The 14473-nt window shown below is 67.1% G+C and carries 12 protein-coding genes; 6 read left to right on the top strand and 6 right to left on the bottom strand.

Annotation, left to right across the window (positions count from 1 at the left end; all coding sequences use genetic code 11):
• Nucleotides 1-243: 243 nt before the first annotated feature.
• Both AC1D2H_RS15395 and AC1D2H_RS15390 read right to left on the bottom strand, forming a co-directional pair.
• On the bottom strand, nucleotides 244-1350 hold the full coding sequence (locus AC1D2H_RS15395; protein ID WP_477930233.1) for a GGDEF domain-containing protein: 1107 nt from the start codon (nucleotides 1348-1350) through the stop codon (nucleotides 244-246).
• Between the two features lie 71 nt (nucleotides 1351-1421).
• The gene (locus AC1D2H_RS15390; protein ID WP_477930235.1) at nucleotides 1422-1919 is read right to left on the bottom strand and encodes an Lrp/AsnC family transcriptional regulator; all 498 of its coding nucleotides are present in this window, start codon (nucleotides 1917-1919) and stop codon (nucleotides 1422-1424) included.
• Between the two features lie 215 nt (nucleotides 1920-2134).
• Here AC1D2H_RS15390 and AC1D2H_RS15385 point away from each other — a divergent pair, with 215 nt between their 5' ends.
• Nucleotides 2135-5680, top strand: a complete 3546-nt coding sequence (locus tag AC1D2H_RS15385; RefSeq protein WP_478011561.1) for an indolepyruvate ferredoxin oxidoreductase family protein — start codon at nucleotides 2135-2137, stop codon at nucleotides 5678-5680.
• Nucleotides 5681-5844: 164 nt separating this feature from the next.
• Here AC1D2H_RS15385 and AC1D2H_RS15380 read toward each other — a convergent pair whose 3' ends face one another.
• Nucleotides 5845-6348, bottom strand: a complete 504-nt coding sequence (locus AC1D2H_RS15380) for a DUF4440 domain-containing protein (RefSeq protein WP_477930237.1) — start codon at nucleotides 6346-6348, stop codon at nucleotides 5845-5847.
• 148 nt (nucleotides 6349-6496) lie between these two features.
• Between AC1D2H_RS15380 and AC1D2H_RS15375 the strand changes: the two genes are divergently transcribed.
• The 4 genes from AC1D2H_RS15375 (at nucleotide 6497) to AC1D2H_RS15360 (ending at nucleotide 10024) form a co-directional block, all read left to right on the top strand.
• A complete protein-coding gene (locus tag AC1D2H_RS15375) occupies nucleotides 6497-7378 on the top strand; it encodes a DUF2167 domain-containing protein (RefSeq protein ID WP_478011560.1) in 882 nt (293 codons plus the stop codon).
• Nucleotides 7378-8097, top strand: coding sequence for a site-2 protease family protein (locus AC1D2H_RS15370; protein WP_477930241.1), 720 nt, complete (start codon nucleotides 7378-7380; stop codon nucleotides 8095-8097). The genes AC1D2H_RS15375 and AC1D2H_RS15370 overlap by 1 nt, the downstream gene beginning before the upstream one ends.
• Nucleotides 8098-8202: 105 nt before the next feature.
• Nucleotides 8203-9000: a substrate-binding periplasmic protein gene (locus AC1D2H_RS15365; RefSeq protein WP_477930243.1), complete on the top strand. Its 798-nt coding sequence runs from the start codon at nucleotides 8203-8205 to the stop codon at nucleotides 8998-9000.
• A gap of 70 nt (nucleotides 9001-9070) precedes the next feature.
• Nucleotides 9071-10024 (top strand): DMT family transporter, encoded by a 954-nt coding sequence (locus AC1D2H_RS15360; protein WP_478011559.1) that lies wholly within the window; start codon nucleotides 9071-9073, stop codon nucleotides 10022-10024.
• Here AC1D2H_RS15360 and AC1D2H_RS15355 read toward each other — a convergent pair.
• From AC1D2H_RS15355 to AC1D2H_RS15345, 3 genes are all read right to left on the bottom strand, one after another.
• The gene (locus AC1D2H_RS15355) at nucleotides 9966-11867 is read right to left on the bottom strand and encodes a TRAP transporter large permease (RefSeq protein WP_478011558.1); all 1902 of its coding nucleotides are present in this window, start codon (nucleotides 11865-11867) and stop codon (nucleotides 9966-9968) included. The two genes, AC1D2H_RS15360 and AC1D2H_RS15355, sit on opposite strands and share 59 nt — an antisense overlap.
• On the bottom strand, nucleotides 11860-12528 hold the full coding sequence (locus tag AC1D2H_RS15350) for a TRAP transporter small permease subunit (protein ID WP_478011557.1): 669 nt from the start codon (nucleotides 12526-12528) through the stop codon (nucleotides 11860-11862). Before AC1D2H_RS15350 ends, AC1D2H_RS15355 begins: the two co-directional genes overlap by 8 nt.
• A 63-nt stretch (nucleotides 12529-12591) precedes the next feature.
• Nucleotides 12592-13704: a TRAP transporter substrate-binding protein gene (locus AC1D2H_RS15345; protein WP_477930249.1), complete on the bottom strand. Its 1113-nt coding sequence runs from the start codon at nucleotides 13702-13704 to the stop codon at nucleotides 12592-12594.
• A gap of 217 nt (nucleotides 13705-13921) precedes the next feature.
• On the opposite strand from AC1D2H_RS15345, the gene AC1D2H_RS15340 reads away from it, so the two are divergent.
• The gene (locus tag AC1D2H_RS15340; RefSeq protein ID WP_478011556.1) at nucleotides 13922-14458 is read left to right on the top strand and encodes a cytochrome b; all 537 of its coding nucleotides are present in this window, start codon (nucleotides 13922-13924) and stop codon (nucleotides 14456-14458) included.
• Nucleotides 14459-14473: the final 15 nt, after the last annotated feature.

The following is a 14473-nucleotide window of genomic DNA, read 5'->3' as shown; positions in this document are numbered from 1 at the left end:
ATGCATGTAGTTTGCGGGCTGAGCGCCGGGCCGCTCCCAAGCCGGCCCGCCTTGGGCGATGTGCTTGCGGCTCAATGCCGCAAGCATTGCCGTCCCCCCGGGGGCTGAGGCCGGACACATGGCGCCCAGTGGGCGGCATGTGCCTGCCGAAGAGCTGCGGCTCATGCCGCAGCGCGGTCTGCAAGACCGACTGGGCTTGACGGCGTTCAGCGCGGCAAGACTGGGCGAGGGGCGCCCTTTACTTCAGTCGATGCAGGTGCGGTTGCGGCCCTCGGCCTTGGCCTTGTAGAGCAGCTGGTCCGCACGCTCCAGCGTCTGGGCCAGCGTCTCGCTGCGGCGGTGGCCGGTCAGGCCGATGGAGACCGTGATCGCCACCTGCTTGCCCTCGCCAATGCCGATGCGCAGCGCGGCGGTCTGCTGACGCAACCTCTCCATGCCGGCCACGGCGGGCGGCATGGCGGTTTCGGGCAGCAGCACGAGGAATTCCTCGCCGCCCCAGCGGGCCAGCACATCGGTGCCGCGCAGGGCGGTCTGGCCACCCTGGGCGAAGGCCCGCAGCACGGCGTCGCCGGCGGCGTGGCCGTGTTCGTCGTTGACGCGCTTGAAATGGTCGAGGTCGACGATGGCGATACAGAAATCGTGGTGGTGGCGCAGCGAGCGCAGCAGCTCCTGGTCCATCAGCGCCTGCATCTGACGGCGGTTGGGCAGGCCGGTCAGCTCGTCGCGCGTGGCGATGGCCTGCAGCTGGGCGAGGGTCCGTGCCAGCTCCTCACGCTGCTCGGCCAGGCGCCGGCGGATGTGGCCCAGCCGCGTCGTCAACACGGCGCCGGCAGGCAACACGCAGGCCAGCATCATGAAATGGCCCAGTTCCACGGCCGGTGGGTAGTGCACGGGGTCCACCCAGGCCATGACGCCCATGACGAGACCGAACACGAGCAGCGCATAGACGCTCATCGCGTGGGCATTGCGCGTGCGCAACTGGAACATGCCGAACATCAGGGTCAGCATCAGCGCCAGGAAGCAGGCGCCACGCAGGGCGCCGGCTTGGGCGTAGGCCAGGGCGGCAGCGGCAATGGCAAAGGCGATCTGCTCGCGCGTCAGTGACGGATCGGCAAAGCGCAAGGACCAGCCGCTGCGGATGGCGGCATAGACCAACACCAGGCCGCCCAGCGACACCACCGTCCAGGGCCACAGCCACGGGCCAGGGGGGCGGCCGCCGACATGCACCGCGTAATGCAGCATGGCGACGCTGATCCCCATCAGCGCCACGGCGAGCAGGTTCTGGCGCAGCCGCAGGCGCTGGGCCGGGTCGCTGCCCAGCCACAGGTCGACGAGGTGCGACACGGCCATCACGCAAGCCTAACGCGGCCAAAGGTGGCGGGGCCTGGTTTTTCATGGGCTTACGTCACGCACCGCTCGTCTCAGCCGCCCAGGTGCCCCAGCGGCAGCACGCCGCTGGCCTTGACCTCACCCAGCGAGAAGCTGGTGTGGATGTCTTTCACGTTGGGCAGGTTCAGCAGCGTGTCGATGGAGAAGCGCGAGAAGGCGTCCAGGTCGGTGGCCATGACCTGCAGCTCGAAGGTGCCGGCACCGGAGATGTAGTGGCAGGCGATGACCTCGGGCAGCTGGCGGATGGCGTCTTCCAGCGGCTTGGTGGCGGCACCCGCGCTGCGCTCGGCGTCCACGCGCACAAAGGCCAGCACGCCCAGGCCGAGCTTGCGACGGTCGATCTCGGCGCGGTAGCCGGTGATATAGCCCTGGTCCTCCAGCCACTTGACGCGCCGCCAGGTGGGCGCGGCCGACAGGCCGATGCGCTGGGCCAGCTCGGCGTTGGACAGGCGGGCGTCGGCCTGCAGCTCGGCCAGGATGGCGATGTGGTGGCGGTCGAGGGCTTCTGGGGTGGCTTCTTCGGAGCTCATGGTTTGCCCTGATTGGTGAAGTGGCGATGAGATTTGAACAAATTCTGCATGTTTGAGAAAGGATGTTGCCAATCGAATGGATTTCGAGCGCAATTGAGAAAGCACTGCTCGCCCCCATTTCCCTACACTGATCGGTCCGGCCATACTGGCCCATGGCCCGCGCGGCCGCCTCACAAGGGCAGGTCGAACGGGTCGCCATTCAGGAGCCCCACCCGATGAACGCCCCGCTGCCCGAACACATCCTGCGCGCGCTGCAGACCGTCTCGCTCGACGACAAATACGCGCTTGATTCCGGCCGTGCCTTCATGAGCGGCGTGCAGGCCCTGGTGCGCCTGCCGATGCTGCAGCGCACGCGTGATGCGATCGCCGGGTTGAACACCGCTGGCTTCATCAGCGGCTACCGCGGCTCGCCGTTGGGCACCTATGACCAGGCACTGATGCAGGCCAAGAAGCATCTGGCCAAGCAGAACATCGTCTTCCAGCCCGGCGTCAACGAGGAACTCGGCGCGACGGCCGTCTGGGGCACGCAGCAGCTCGACCTCTTCCCCGAGAAGGCCAAGTTCGACGGCGTCTTCGGCCTCTGGTATGGCAAGGGCCCGGGTGTGGACCGCTGCATCGACGTGTTCAAGCACGCCAACATGGCCGGCACGTCCAAGCACGGCGGCGTCATCGCCATCGCGGGCGACGACCACATCGCCAAGAGCTCGACGGCGGCGCACCAGAGCGACCACGTCTTCAAGGCCGTCGGCTTCCCGACCTTCTTCCCCAGCAGCGTGCAGGACATCCTGGACATGGGCCTGCACGCCTTCGCCATGAGCCGCTTCTCGGGCGTTTGGGCGGGCATGAAGACCATCCAGGAGATCGTCGAGTCCTCGGCCTCGGTCAGCGTCGACCCGGACCGCGTCAACATCATCCTGCCGGAAGACTTCCAGATGCCGGCGGGCGGCCTGCACATCCGCTGGCCGGACCCGCCGCTCGAGCAAGAGTCGCGGATGATGAATTACAAGTGGTACGCAGCCCTCGCCTACATCCGCGCGAACAAGCTGAACTACAACGTCATCGAAGGTGCCAACGACCGCTTCGGCATCATCACCAGCGGCAAGGCCTTCAACGACACCCGCCAGGCGCTCAACGACCTGGGCCTGGACGACGACACCTGCCGGCGCCTGGGCATCCGCCTCCACAAGGTCAACGTCGTGTGGCCGCTGGAAGCGCAGATCACGCGCGACTTCGCCAAGGGCCTGCAGGAGATCCTGGTCGTCGAAGAGAAGCGCCAGATCATCGAGTACCAGGTCAAGGAAGAGCTCTACAACTGGCGCGCCGACGTGCGCCCCAATGTGCTCGGCAAGTTCGACGCTGGTGACGGTGGCGAGGGCGGCGAATGGAGCGTGCCCAACCCCAGCGACCACTGGCTGCTGCGCCCGCAGGCCGACCTGACGCCGGCCATCATTGCCCGCGCCATTGCCAAGCGCCTGAAGAAGCTCGGCGTGGACAGCGACGTCGTGGCCCGCCTCGATGCCCGCCTGGCCATCATCGACGCCAAGGAAAACTCGCTCAAAGCCGAGGAGAAGACTGCCGGCGGCGCCGATCGCACGCCGTGGTTCTGCTCGGGCTGCCCGCACAACACCTCCACCCGCGTGCCGGATGGCTCGCGTGCGGTAGGCGGCATCGGCTGCCACTACATGGTCACGTGGATGCCCGGCCGCAACACGGCCACCTTCACGCAGATGGGCGGCGAAGGCGTGCCCTGGGTCGGCCAGGCGCCGTTCACCGACGAGAAGCACATCTTCTCCAACCTCGGCGACGGCACCTACTTCCACAGCGGCAGCCTGGCCATCCGCCAGAGCATCGCCGCGGGTGTCAACATCACCTACAAGATCCTCTACAACGACGCCGTCGCGATGACCGGCGGCCAGCAGGTCGGCGAGCGGCCCGAGGGCCACACCGTCATCCAGATCATGAACAGCGTGATCTCGGAAGGCGTCAAGAAGCTGGTCATCGTCACCGACGAGCCTTTCAAATACGAGGGCGTGGCCCTGGCGCCCGGCGTCACCGTGCACCATCGCGACGAGCTGGACGAGATCCAGCGCCAGTTCCGCGAGCTCGAAGGTACGACGGTCATCATCTATGACCAGACCTGCGCGACCGAGAAGCGCCGCCGCCGCAAGCGCGGCAAGCTGGTGGACCCGGCCAAGCGCGTCGTCATCAACGAGCTGGTCTGCGAGGGCTGCGGCGACTGCTCGGTGCAGTCCAACTGCCTGTCCATCGAGCCGCTGGAGACCGACTTCGGCCGCAAGCGCCAGATCAACCAGAACACCTGCAACAAGGACTACTCCTGCGTGAAGGGCTTCTGCCCGAGCTTCGTCACGGTGGAAGGCGGCGAGCTGAAGAAGCCCAAGAAGGAGGCGCGCAAGAGCCCCTTCGACGCCGCGCTGCCGCAGTTGGCCATGCCCGTCGTGCCCAATCCCGAGAAGGCCTGGGGCATCGTCGTCGGCGGTGTCGGCGGCACCGGCGTCATCACCATCGGCCAGCTGCTGGGCATGGCCGCCCACCTGGAAGGCAAGGGCGTCATCACACAGGACGCCGCGGGCCTGGCGCAAAAGGGCGGCGCGACCTGGAGCCACATCCAGATCGCCAACTCGCCTGAAGCGATCTTCTGCACCAAGGTCGGCACGGCGGAGGCGGACCTCGTCATCGCCTGCGACGCCATCGTGGCTGCCAACAAGGCCACGCTGGCTGTCATGCGCGAAGGCCGCACCTATGTGGCGCTGAACACGCATGGCTCGCCGACGGCGACGCTGGTGAACGACGCCAACTGGAGCTTCCCCGGCGCCGCCTGCGAGGCCGCCGTGGGCAATGCAGTGGGCCGCGACCATCTCGGCTCCTTCGACGCCGAGGAAGTGGCCGTCAAGCTGGTGGGCGATTCGCTCTACACCAACCCGCTGATGCTGGGCTACGCCTGGCAGCAGGGCCGTATCCCGCTGAGCTATGACGCGCTGATGCGCGCCATCGAGCTCAACGGCGTGCAGATCGACAACAACAAGATCGCCTTCGAATGGGGCCGTCGCTGTGCGCAGGACCTGAAGAGCGTGCAGGCGCTGTATGCGGCCCAGCAGGTCATCCAGATGGTCAAGCGCCAGGGCGTCGACGAGATCATCAGCAAGCGCGTCGACTTCCTGACCGGCTACCAGGACGCCGCCTATGCGGCCGAGTACAAGGCCTTCGTCGACAAGGTGCGCGCCGCCGAAGCCAAGCTCGGGAGCAAGACCACGCTAACCGAAGCGGTGGCGCGCTATCTGTTCAAGCTGATGGCCTACAAGGACGAGTACGAGGTGGCCCGACTGCACACCGACACATCGTTCATCAACAAGATCGCCAATCAGTTCGAGGGCGACTACAAGCTGGTGCACCACCTGGCGCCGCCGCTGCTGGCCAAGAAGAACAACAAGGGCGAGTTGGTGAAGCAGCAGTTCGGCAGCTGGATCCGGCCCGCCTTCGGCCTGCTGGCCAAGATGAAGGGCCTGCGCGGCACGGCTTTCGACATCTTCGGCTACACCGCGGAGCGCAGGATGGAGCGCCGCTGGATTGCCGACTACCGTGCCGGTGTCGACAAGGCCCTGGCTGGCCTGACGGCTGAGTCACTGGCCAACGCCGTCGAACTGGCCCGTGTGCCGGAAGACATCCGCGGCTACGGCCATGTGAAGGAGCGCCACGAGAAAGTGGCCAAGGCCAAGTGGGACAGCTTGCTGGCCAAGGTCTGATCTCGCGCAGGCCGCACACTTACGTGCGGGCCGAGCGCCGGGCCGCTCCCTAGCCGGCCCGCCTCAGGCGATGTGCTTGCGGCTCAATGCCGCGAGCATCGCCGCCCTCTCGGGGGACCGACCAGGCACGCCCGCGTTCAGCAGGGCGCGACTGGGCGACGGGCTCACGGTCTCACTGTGGAGTGCTGCAGCACGATCAGCCAGCGTCCCTCGATGCGCTGGTAAGCAAAGCTGTAGCGCGCCGGCCTCTCCTTTGACAGCCCGTCGACCTGTTCGGTGAACTCGTATTCGCCCGAGCGCACGGCGGTTTCGCCGAACAGCATCAGGTTGCCGATCATCCAGCGCATGCGGGCCGTCGGCCGCTGCGCCATCTGCTCGAAGAACACCGGCAGCGCGACGCCATCCAGCGGCACAGCCAGGTATTCGTCGTCGGTGATCAGCGCGCCCGGGGCATACAACTGCTGCAGCCGCCGCGGGTCGCGGCTGTTGTAGGCGTCCTTCCAGTCCTCCAGCGCCAGCATCAGCTCGCTGACGCAGCTGTTGCCGGGCCGGTCGCAGGGCAGCGGCGGCGACACGCTCACGCTGGGCGTCGAGCAGCCGCTGCTCAGCACCGCCAGCACGCAGGCCGCAACAGTGAGCGTCGCTCGCAACTTGCCGATCATTTCCATGTCCGCTCCCATCTTGTGGCGCGGATTGTGAAGCGCTGCCGCCGCGGTGCGCGGATCGCCAGGGTGTGAATCCTCCCCTGGGGGGCATTCCCTGAATGGCGCTGACTTTGCGGCCACCTAGACTGCGGCCCTTTTGCAGGGAGTGCAGATGAACAAGAGCTTCCGCGGCCTGCTGGCCGCCCTGGTCGCCTGCGCGGCCTTTGCGGCCCAGGCCGCCGACGCACCGCCCGAGAATCCCGCCTGGACCGAGGCCAAGGCCGCTGCCAAGGCCGGTCCGGCCGATGTGGCCATTGCCGGCCAGGCCACGCTGCACCTGCCGGCCGACCGCATCTTCATTCCCCAGCCCCAGGCCGGCAAGCTGCTGCGTGCCATGGGCAATCCGGGCGAGCACAGCGAGCTGGCCGGGCTGGTCTTCCCCAAGGGCGAGGGCGAATGGTTCGCCACGCTGCGCTATATCGCCTCCGGCTATGTGAAGGACGGCGACGCCAAGGAGTGGAAGGCTGACGAGCTGCTGGCCAGCTACAAGGAAGGCACCGAGGCCAGCAACGACGAGCGCAAGAAGATGGGCGTGGCGCCCCTCGAGATCACCGGCTGGGCCGAGCCGCCGGCCTACGAGGCGACCCAGCACCGCCTGGTCTGGGCCATGAGCTCCAAGGAAAAGGGCGCACCGGCCGATGCCGCCCTCGGCGTCAACTACAACACCTACGCTCTCGGCCGTGAGGGCTATCTGAGCCTGAACTTCATCACCGACCTGAAGGACCTGCCGGCGCAGAAGCCCGATGCCAAGGCCCTGCTCGGCGCGCTGGAGTTCGACAAGGGCAAGYGTTACGAAGACTTCGACTCGGCCACCGACCATGTCGCCGAGTACGGCCTGGCGGCCCTGGTCGTCGGCGTCGGCGCCAAGAAGCTGGGCCTGCTGGCCGTCATCTTTGCCTTCGTCGCCAAGTTCGCCAAGATCATCTTCATCGCGGTCATCGGCTTCGGCGCGGCCATCACCAAGTTCTTCAAGCGCGACAAGCCCGCCTCCTGATGCTCAAGCTGCTCGCGCTGCTGCTGTCGGGCGCCAAGTTCGGCAAGCTGCTGACCACCGGCGGCAGCATGCTGATCTCGCTGGTGGTCTATGCCTGGATCTACGGCTGGCGCTATGCGGCGGGCTTCATCGCGCTGCTCTTCGTGCACGAGATGGGGCATTTCATCGCGGCGCGCTACAAGGGGCTGAACGTCGGTGCGCCGACCTTCATCCCCTTTGTCGGCGCCTGGGTCGAGCTCAAGGACATGCCCCACGATGCCCAGACCGAGGCCTTCGTCGGCCTCGGCGGGCCGCTGCTCGGCACGGTGGGCGCCACCGTCACCTATCTGATGGCGCGCTCATGGGGCGCCGACTGGCTGCTGGCCGTGTCCTACAGCGGCTTCTTCCTGAACCTGTTCAACCTGATCCCGATCTCGCCCTTCGACGGTGGCCGCATCACCGCCGTGCTGTCACCGCGCATCTGGCTGCTGGGCGCCCCCATGCTGGTTGCGCTGTTCTTCTGGCGGCCCAGCCCGATGCTGATCCTGATGGCGCTGCTGGCCTGGCCCCAGCTCATCAAGGCCTGGAAGCACCGTTCAGACAGCGCCGAGGCGCAGACCTATTACGCCGTGCCCGCCGCCGTGAAGTGGGAGTACGCCACCTACTACCTGGTGCTGGCCGCCTACCTCGCCGTCATGTGCCACGACGTGCACGAGATGCTGGCCGTCATGCGGGGCTGACACGAGTTGGCGCCCGACGCCGGTGGGAGCCGCCGCTCGGTTTCGGCCCTGTTTCGTGCCAGGGCGCACTACGATCCAGCCGCCCTGTGGCTTGGAGGTCCTCCCATGACCCGCATCTGCCTGCTGCTGGCCTTGTGCCTGTCCGCCCTGCTGGCGGCGCCGGCCCGCGCTGAGCGGCGCCTGCGTGGCTGTGCCCATCCGGCCGCCCAGCCGATGAGCTGGGAACAGCAGGGCCGCATGCATGGCGTTTGTGTCGAGATGGCGCGGCGGGCCTTTGCGGCAGCGGGCTGGACGTTGGAGGTCGAGGCGGTCGGTCCCTGGGCGCGCTGCCAGGCGCTGGTCGAGCGCGGCGACGTGGACGCGATGGTGTGTGCCTTCGACAACCCCAAGCGCCGCGAGTACGCGCTGGTCGTCGAACCCGCGCTGGCGCGCAACGAGGCGGCTCTGTTCGTGCGGCGCGACAGCCCGGTGCGCTTCGACACCTGGACTGATCTGGCCGGCCTGCGGGTCGGCGTCGGCCGGGGTGTGAGCTTTGGCACCGAGGTCGACCGGCAGCTGGCTCGGCAGGCCCAGGTGGACAACGCGCTCAGCGAGGACCTGAACCTGCGCAAGCTGTTGCTGGGCCGCCTGGACGCGGTGGTGACCGCGCGCGAGGCAGGTGTCCAGATGCTGCGAGCGATGGGTTGCGAGCAAGAGGTGCGCATGCTGCCTCGCGGGCTGGGCGCAGAGGGGCTGCATCTGCAGATCTCGCGTCGCTCTCCCGCTGCTGCGGCCACGCCGCAGATCCGCGACTATCTACAGCAGGCCGACTATCCGGCGGCGCTGCAGCTGCTGCACCGCCAGCAGGCAGAGCTCTATCGCCAGCAGAACCCGCCGCCCGAAGCGGGCCGGTGCGCACGCTGAGGGCGTGTCAAGTCAGGCTTCACCAGACAAGAGCCGCGCGGCCGCCGACCACGCCTAGACTGGGCCGCGCATGCCTGCCGCCGCCTCTTCGACCTCGACCGCAACGGACCGCCGTTGGCTTGGCCTGCTGCTGGCGGTGCTGGGCGCCATCGGCTTCTCGGGCAAGGCCATCATCGTCAAGCTGGCCTACCGCTACGGCGTGGACGCGGTCACCCTGCTGATGTGGCGCATGCTGCTGGCCCTGCCTTTCTTCCTGGCCATGGCCTGGTGGGCGGGGCGGGGCAAGCCTGCACTGACAGGGCAGGACTGGCGCGATATTGCGGTGCTGGGTTTCACCGGCTACTACCTGGCCAGCTATCTCGACTTCGCGGGCCTGGCCTACATCACGGCCAGTCTCGAGCGCCTCATCCTGTATCTCAACCCGACGCTGGTGCTGCTGATCTCGGTGGTGTTCTTCCACCATCGCCTGCAGGCCCGCCAGGTCGTGGCGCTCGCCATCAGCTATGCCGGTGTCGTCGCGGTGTTCGCGCATGAGTTGAGCTTCGAAGGCAGGAACACCGCCATCGGCGCTGCCCTGGTGTTCGCCAGCGCCATCAGCTATGCCATCTATCTCGCGCTGTCCGGCAAGGTCGTGCAGCGCCTGGGCTCGATGCGCCTGGCCGGCCTGGCCAGCAGCGTGGCCTGCGCCTTGTGCATTGGCCAGTTCGCCGTGCTGAAGCCCATCTCCGCCTTCATCGTGCCCGAGCCGGTGATGTGGCTGTCGCTGCTCAACGCCACCGCTTGCACGGTGGCACCGGTGCTGATGGTGATGCTGGCCATCGCCCGCATCGGCGCGCCGCTGTCGTCGCAGGTCGGCATGRTGGGCCCCATGAGCACCATCCTGATGGGCGTCTTCATCCTCGACGAGCCGATGAATGCCTGGATCGTGCTCGGCACGGCGCTGGTGATGGTCGGTGTCTTTCTCGTCACCGCCCGTACAAGTAACCCGGCAGCCACAGCGTCATCCCCGGCCAGAGATACATGAACACCATGCACAGGATGACGATGAGCATATAGGGCATCATGCCCGCGAAGATCTGGTTCAGCGTCACGTGCGGCGGGCTCACGCCCTTCAGATAGAAGGCCGACATGGCAACCGGCGGGCTCAGGAAGGCGGCCTGCAGGTTCACGAACACCAGCACGCCCCACAGCATGGGGTCGATCTGGAAGTGGGCCAGCAGCGGCAGGAAGATGGGCACGAAGATGACGATGATCTCCGTCCATTCCAGCGGCCAGCCGAGCACGAAGATGATGGCCTGGGACAGCAGCATGAACTGCAGCGGCGTCAGGTCCATGGACAGCACCCAGCGCTCCACCAGCGCCTGGCCACCCAGCAGCGCGAACACCGCGGAGAACAGCGCCGAGCCGACGAAGAGCCAGCAGACCATGGACGTCGTCTTGGCCGTCAGGAACACCGCTTCCTTGGTCTTCTGGAAGGTCAGCGAGCCCGCCTGCCAGGCCATCAGGAAGGCCCCCGCCGCGCCCACCGCGGCGGACTCGGTGGCCGTCGTGATGCCGAACAGGATGACGCCCAGCACCACCAGCGTCAGGATGCCCAGCGGCATCACCGACGACACCAGCATGTTCAGGATCTCGTACTGCTCGGCGTCGAAGCGCCAGTAGTACCAGGCCAGCAATGCTGCCGTCAGCGCGCAGGCGATGGCGAAGCCCGTGTAGAAACCCGCCGGCACGGCTTCGTGATGGGGTGCGTCGTCGGTCGAGCCGCCCATGCGCTGCAGCGGCTCGTCGCCGGCCGGCTTGGTGGCACCCGGCTCGGCCAAGGCGCCGGGGGGTTCGCTGAGGCCGGACGATGCGCCTGGCGGCTCCTGCAGGCCACTGCTGGCGCCCGGTGGCTCGGCCAGCCCGCCCGTGGTGCTGGGCGGCTCCTGCAGGCCGCCGGATGGTGCGGGCGCGTCGATCTTCTGCAGCGCCGCGGGTGCGGAGGCCTCGGTCTTCTGCGAGTAGATGGTGACGTACCACCACGTCGTGCCCAGGCAGACGATGGCCAGCCATAGCGGCACCAGCGCGCGCAGCAGGCCGACCAGCAGCCCGCCCCAGCGCATGGAGGCGCCGGCTGGCGACAGCAGCGCCTTCACGAGGGCCCACAGCATGCGCGGCGAATAACGCTCTGCCAGTGCCGCCACGGCCGGCGAGATCGGCGCGCGCTGCTGCTCCGGCGGCAGTTGCGGCGCGACCTTGGGGTCGATCATCGCCCAGCCGATCACGTAGACGAGGTAGAGGAAGGCCAGGAAGAAGCCCGGGAACATCGCCGCTGCGTAGAGCTTGACGACCGACTGCCCGGCCACGGCCGCGTAGACGATGATCATCACGGAGGGCGGGATCAGGATGCCCAGCGTGCCGCCGGCCGTGATGACGCCCGCGGCCAGGCGCGTGTCGTAGCCTGCCTTCAGCATGGGCCGCATCGCGATGACGCCCATCAGCACGACGACGGCGCCGACCAGGCCGCTGGCGATGCCCCAGAAGGTGCAGATGACCAGCGTCGTGACGGCCAGCGAACCGGGCAGGCGGCGGAAGGCCAACTGCACGCTGTGGAACATCTTGTCCACCAGCGCGCCGCGTTCCATCACATAGCCCATCAGCACAAACAGCGGTATCGACAGCAGCGTGTCGTTGTTCATCGCGCCATAAGCGCGCTGCACCATCAGGTCGAAGATGCGGTTGTCCAGCCAGGGCTGGCCGGGGTCGTAGAAGGCGACGAAGCCGAACAGCATGCCCAGGCCCATCAGCGTGAAGGCCGTCGGGAAGCCGAGCAGGATGACGACCACGATGAGGCTGAGCATGGTCAGGCCGAGGGCGGCATTACTCATGCGGGTTGCCTCCAGTGGTGCTGCGCTGGCGCGCGATTTCGTCGATGCTCTTGGTCCGTTCGATGGCCTCGCGGGCCGCGGCGGCGTCGACGTGCGTGCTGGCCGCCAGCTGCTGCTCGACGACGTCGATCTCCTCGGCGTCGCGCAGCCTTGGCGTCCACGCCCCCGTGCGTATGCAGACGATGCAGCGCAGGATCTCGGACAGGCCCTGCAGCATGACCATCGCGCCGGCGATCGGGATGATGGCCTTGAAGGGGTAGACCGGCAGCGGCGTGGCGTTGAAGGTGGTCTCGTGGATGCGCAGCGAGTCGCCGAAGTAGGTCCAGCCGCTCCAGGTCAGCGCGCCGATGCCGGGCAGGAAGAAGACGACGTAGAGCACGAGGTCCAGCCAGGCCTGGGTGCGCGGCTGCATGCGCCCGTAGAGGAAGTCGCCGCGCACATGGCCGTCGTGGGCCAGCGCGTAGGCGCCGCCCATCATGAACAGCGTGCCGTAGAGCATGTTGCTCGCGTCGAAGATCCAGGCCGTCGGCATGTTCAGCGCGTAGCGCTTGAACACCTCGGCCACCACCATCAGCATCAGCACGACGATCAGCCAGGCGGAGGCCTTGCCGACCCACGTGCTGATGCCGTCCACCCGATGCAGCAGCTTCTGCACATCCATCGCGACACCCCTCATGCAGGACAGGCCCCGAAGGGCCCGTCGATTGACACGCTCAGTGGGACTTCAGCCCTTCTTGGCGAAGTAGTGGTTCCAGGCCATCTTGAAGTCGACCAGGTAGTCGTTCTGCCATTGGCCGGCACGCAGGGCGAAGGCACGCTGGCTGTCCAGCACCTTCTTGAAGTGCGGGTTCTCGGCCGACTTCTTGGCGATCACCTTGTCCCAGGATTCGAGCTGGTTGCGCAGGATGGCGTCCGGCGTCTTGTAGAAGGCCACACCGCCCTTCTTCATCTCGGCGTAGTCCTTGGAATTGCGGTCGATGGCCTTCCAGCTCATGTCGGCGCTGGACGCCTGCACCGCGTAGTCGATGATCTTCTTCAGCTCGGCCGGCAACGCGTTGTACTTGCCCTTGTTGAACAGGATCTCGAACTGCTCGGTGCTCTGGTGGAAGCTCTGCAGCATGCAGTTCTTGGCCACGTCGGGGAAGCCGAGGATGCGGTCGCTGGTGGCGTTGTTGAACTCGGCCGCATCGATGAGGCCGCGGTCCAGCGCCGCGACGATCTCGCCGCCGGGCAGCGGGTTCACGGCCGCACCCTGCTCGGTGTAGAGGTCCACCGCCAGGCCCACGGTGCGGAACTTGACGCCCTTCATCTGGTCCAGGTTGGCCACCGGCTTCTTGAACCAGCCATAGGGCTGGGTCGGCATCGGGCCGTACAGGAAGGACACCACTTCCATGTTGATGGACTTGTAGATTTCCTCCAGCAGGGCCTCGCCGCCGCCGTAGTTGTGCCAGGCCAGCAGCATGTTCGGGTCCATGCCGAAGCCAGGGCCGGAGCCCCACAGCGCCAGCGCCGAGTTCTTGCCGTAGTGATAGGCCACCACGCCGTGGCCGCCGTCCAGCGTGCCCTTGTTGACGGCCTCGAGCAGCTGGAAGGCCGGCACCACCGCGTTGGACGGCAGCACCTCGATCTTCAGCCGGCCGCCGGCCATGTCGTTGACCTTCTTGGCGAAGTCCTGGGCGTACTCGTGGAAGATGTCCTTGGCAGGCCAGGTCGACTGGAAGCGCAGGCTGACGGTCTCCGCTTTCGAGATCATGGGGGCTGCCAGGGCGGCACCCCCGGCCGTCGTGGCCGCGGCCGTCTTGATGAAGCGACGGCGAGCGCTGGGTTTCTGGGTCATGGGCTGTCTCCAATGGATGTTTTGAATGCGCCTTCAACAGAACCTGCGGCCGGGCGCGCGCCGCTGAGACCGAGTCTGGCTGGGAGCTGTCGGTGCGCAACTGGGTCAAACCCACGGGATTGCACGCACCACCCCCGAGCCGTTCAAAATCGCTGAACATTGGCGACAAGGCCAATGAACCGCTCCCCCCTCTGCCGGGAACACACTGCAAACCCATATGAGCCCTGCCAACCGCTACACCCCCATCGCCATCGCGCTGCACTGGTTGCTGGCGCTGGCCATCGTCGGCGCCTTCGGCGTGGGTCTGTACATGACCAGCCTGCCGTTCTCGCCCACGCGGCTCAAGCTCTACAACTGGCACAAATGGGCCGGCGTCACCATCCTGACGCTGTCCGCCTTGCGCCTGTTGTGGCGCCTCACCCATCGCCCRCCAGCCGACATCCCCATGCCGGCCTGGCAGTTGCGCGCCGCCCATGTGACGCACAACCTGCTCTATGTGCTGTTCTTCGCCGTGCCGCTGTCCGGCTGGGCCTACAGCTCGGCGGCGGGTTTTCCCATCGTCTGGTTCGGCGTGCTGCCGCTGCCCGACTTCGTGGGCAAGGACAAGGAACTCGCCGAGACGCTGAAGCTGGTGCACCACTTCGCCGCCTATGGCCTGGGCCTGCTCGTCGCCGCCCATGTGGCCGCCGCCCTCAAGCACCACTTCATCGACCGCGACGGCCTGCTTGCCCGCATGGGCCTGGGTCGTACCTGAACCGCGCCTGAAAGG

The sequence above is a fragment of the Roseateles sp. P1_C1_2 genome (genome assembly GCF_056406535.1).
The sequence above is the reverse complement of the archived record's forward strand: the minus strand, read 5'-3'. Positions and strand labels throughout refer to the sequence as shown.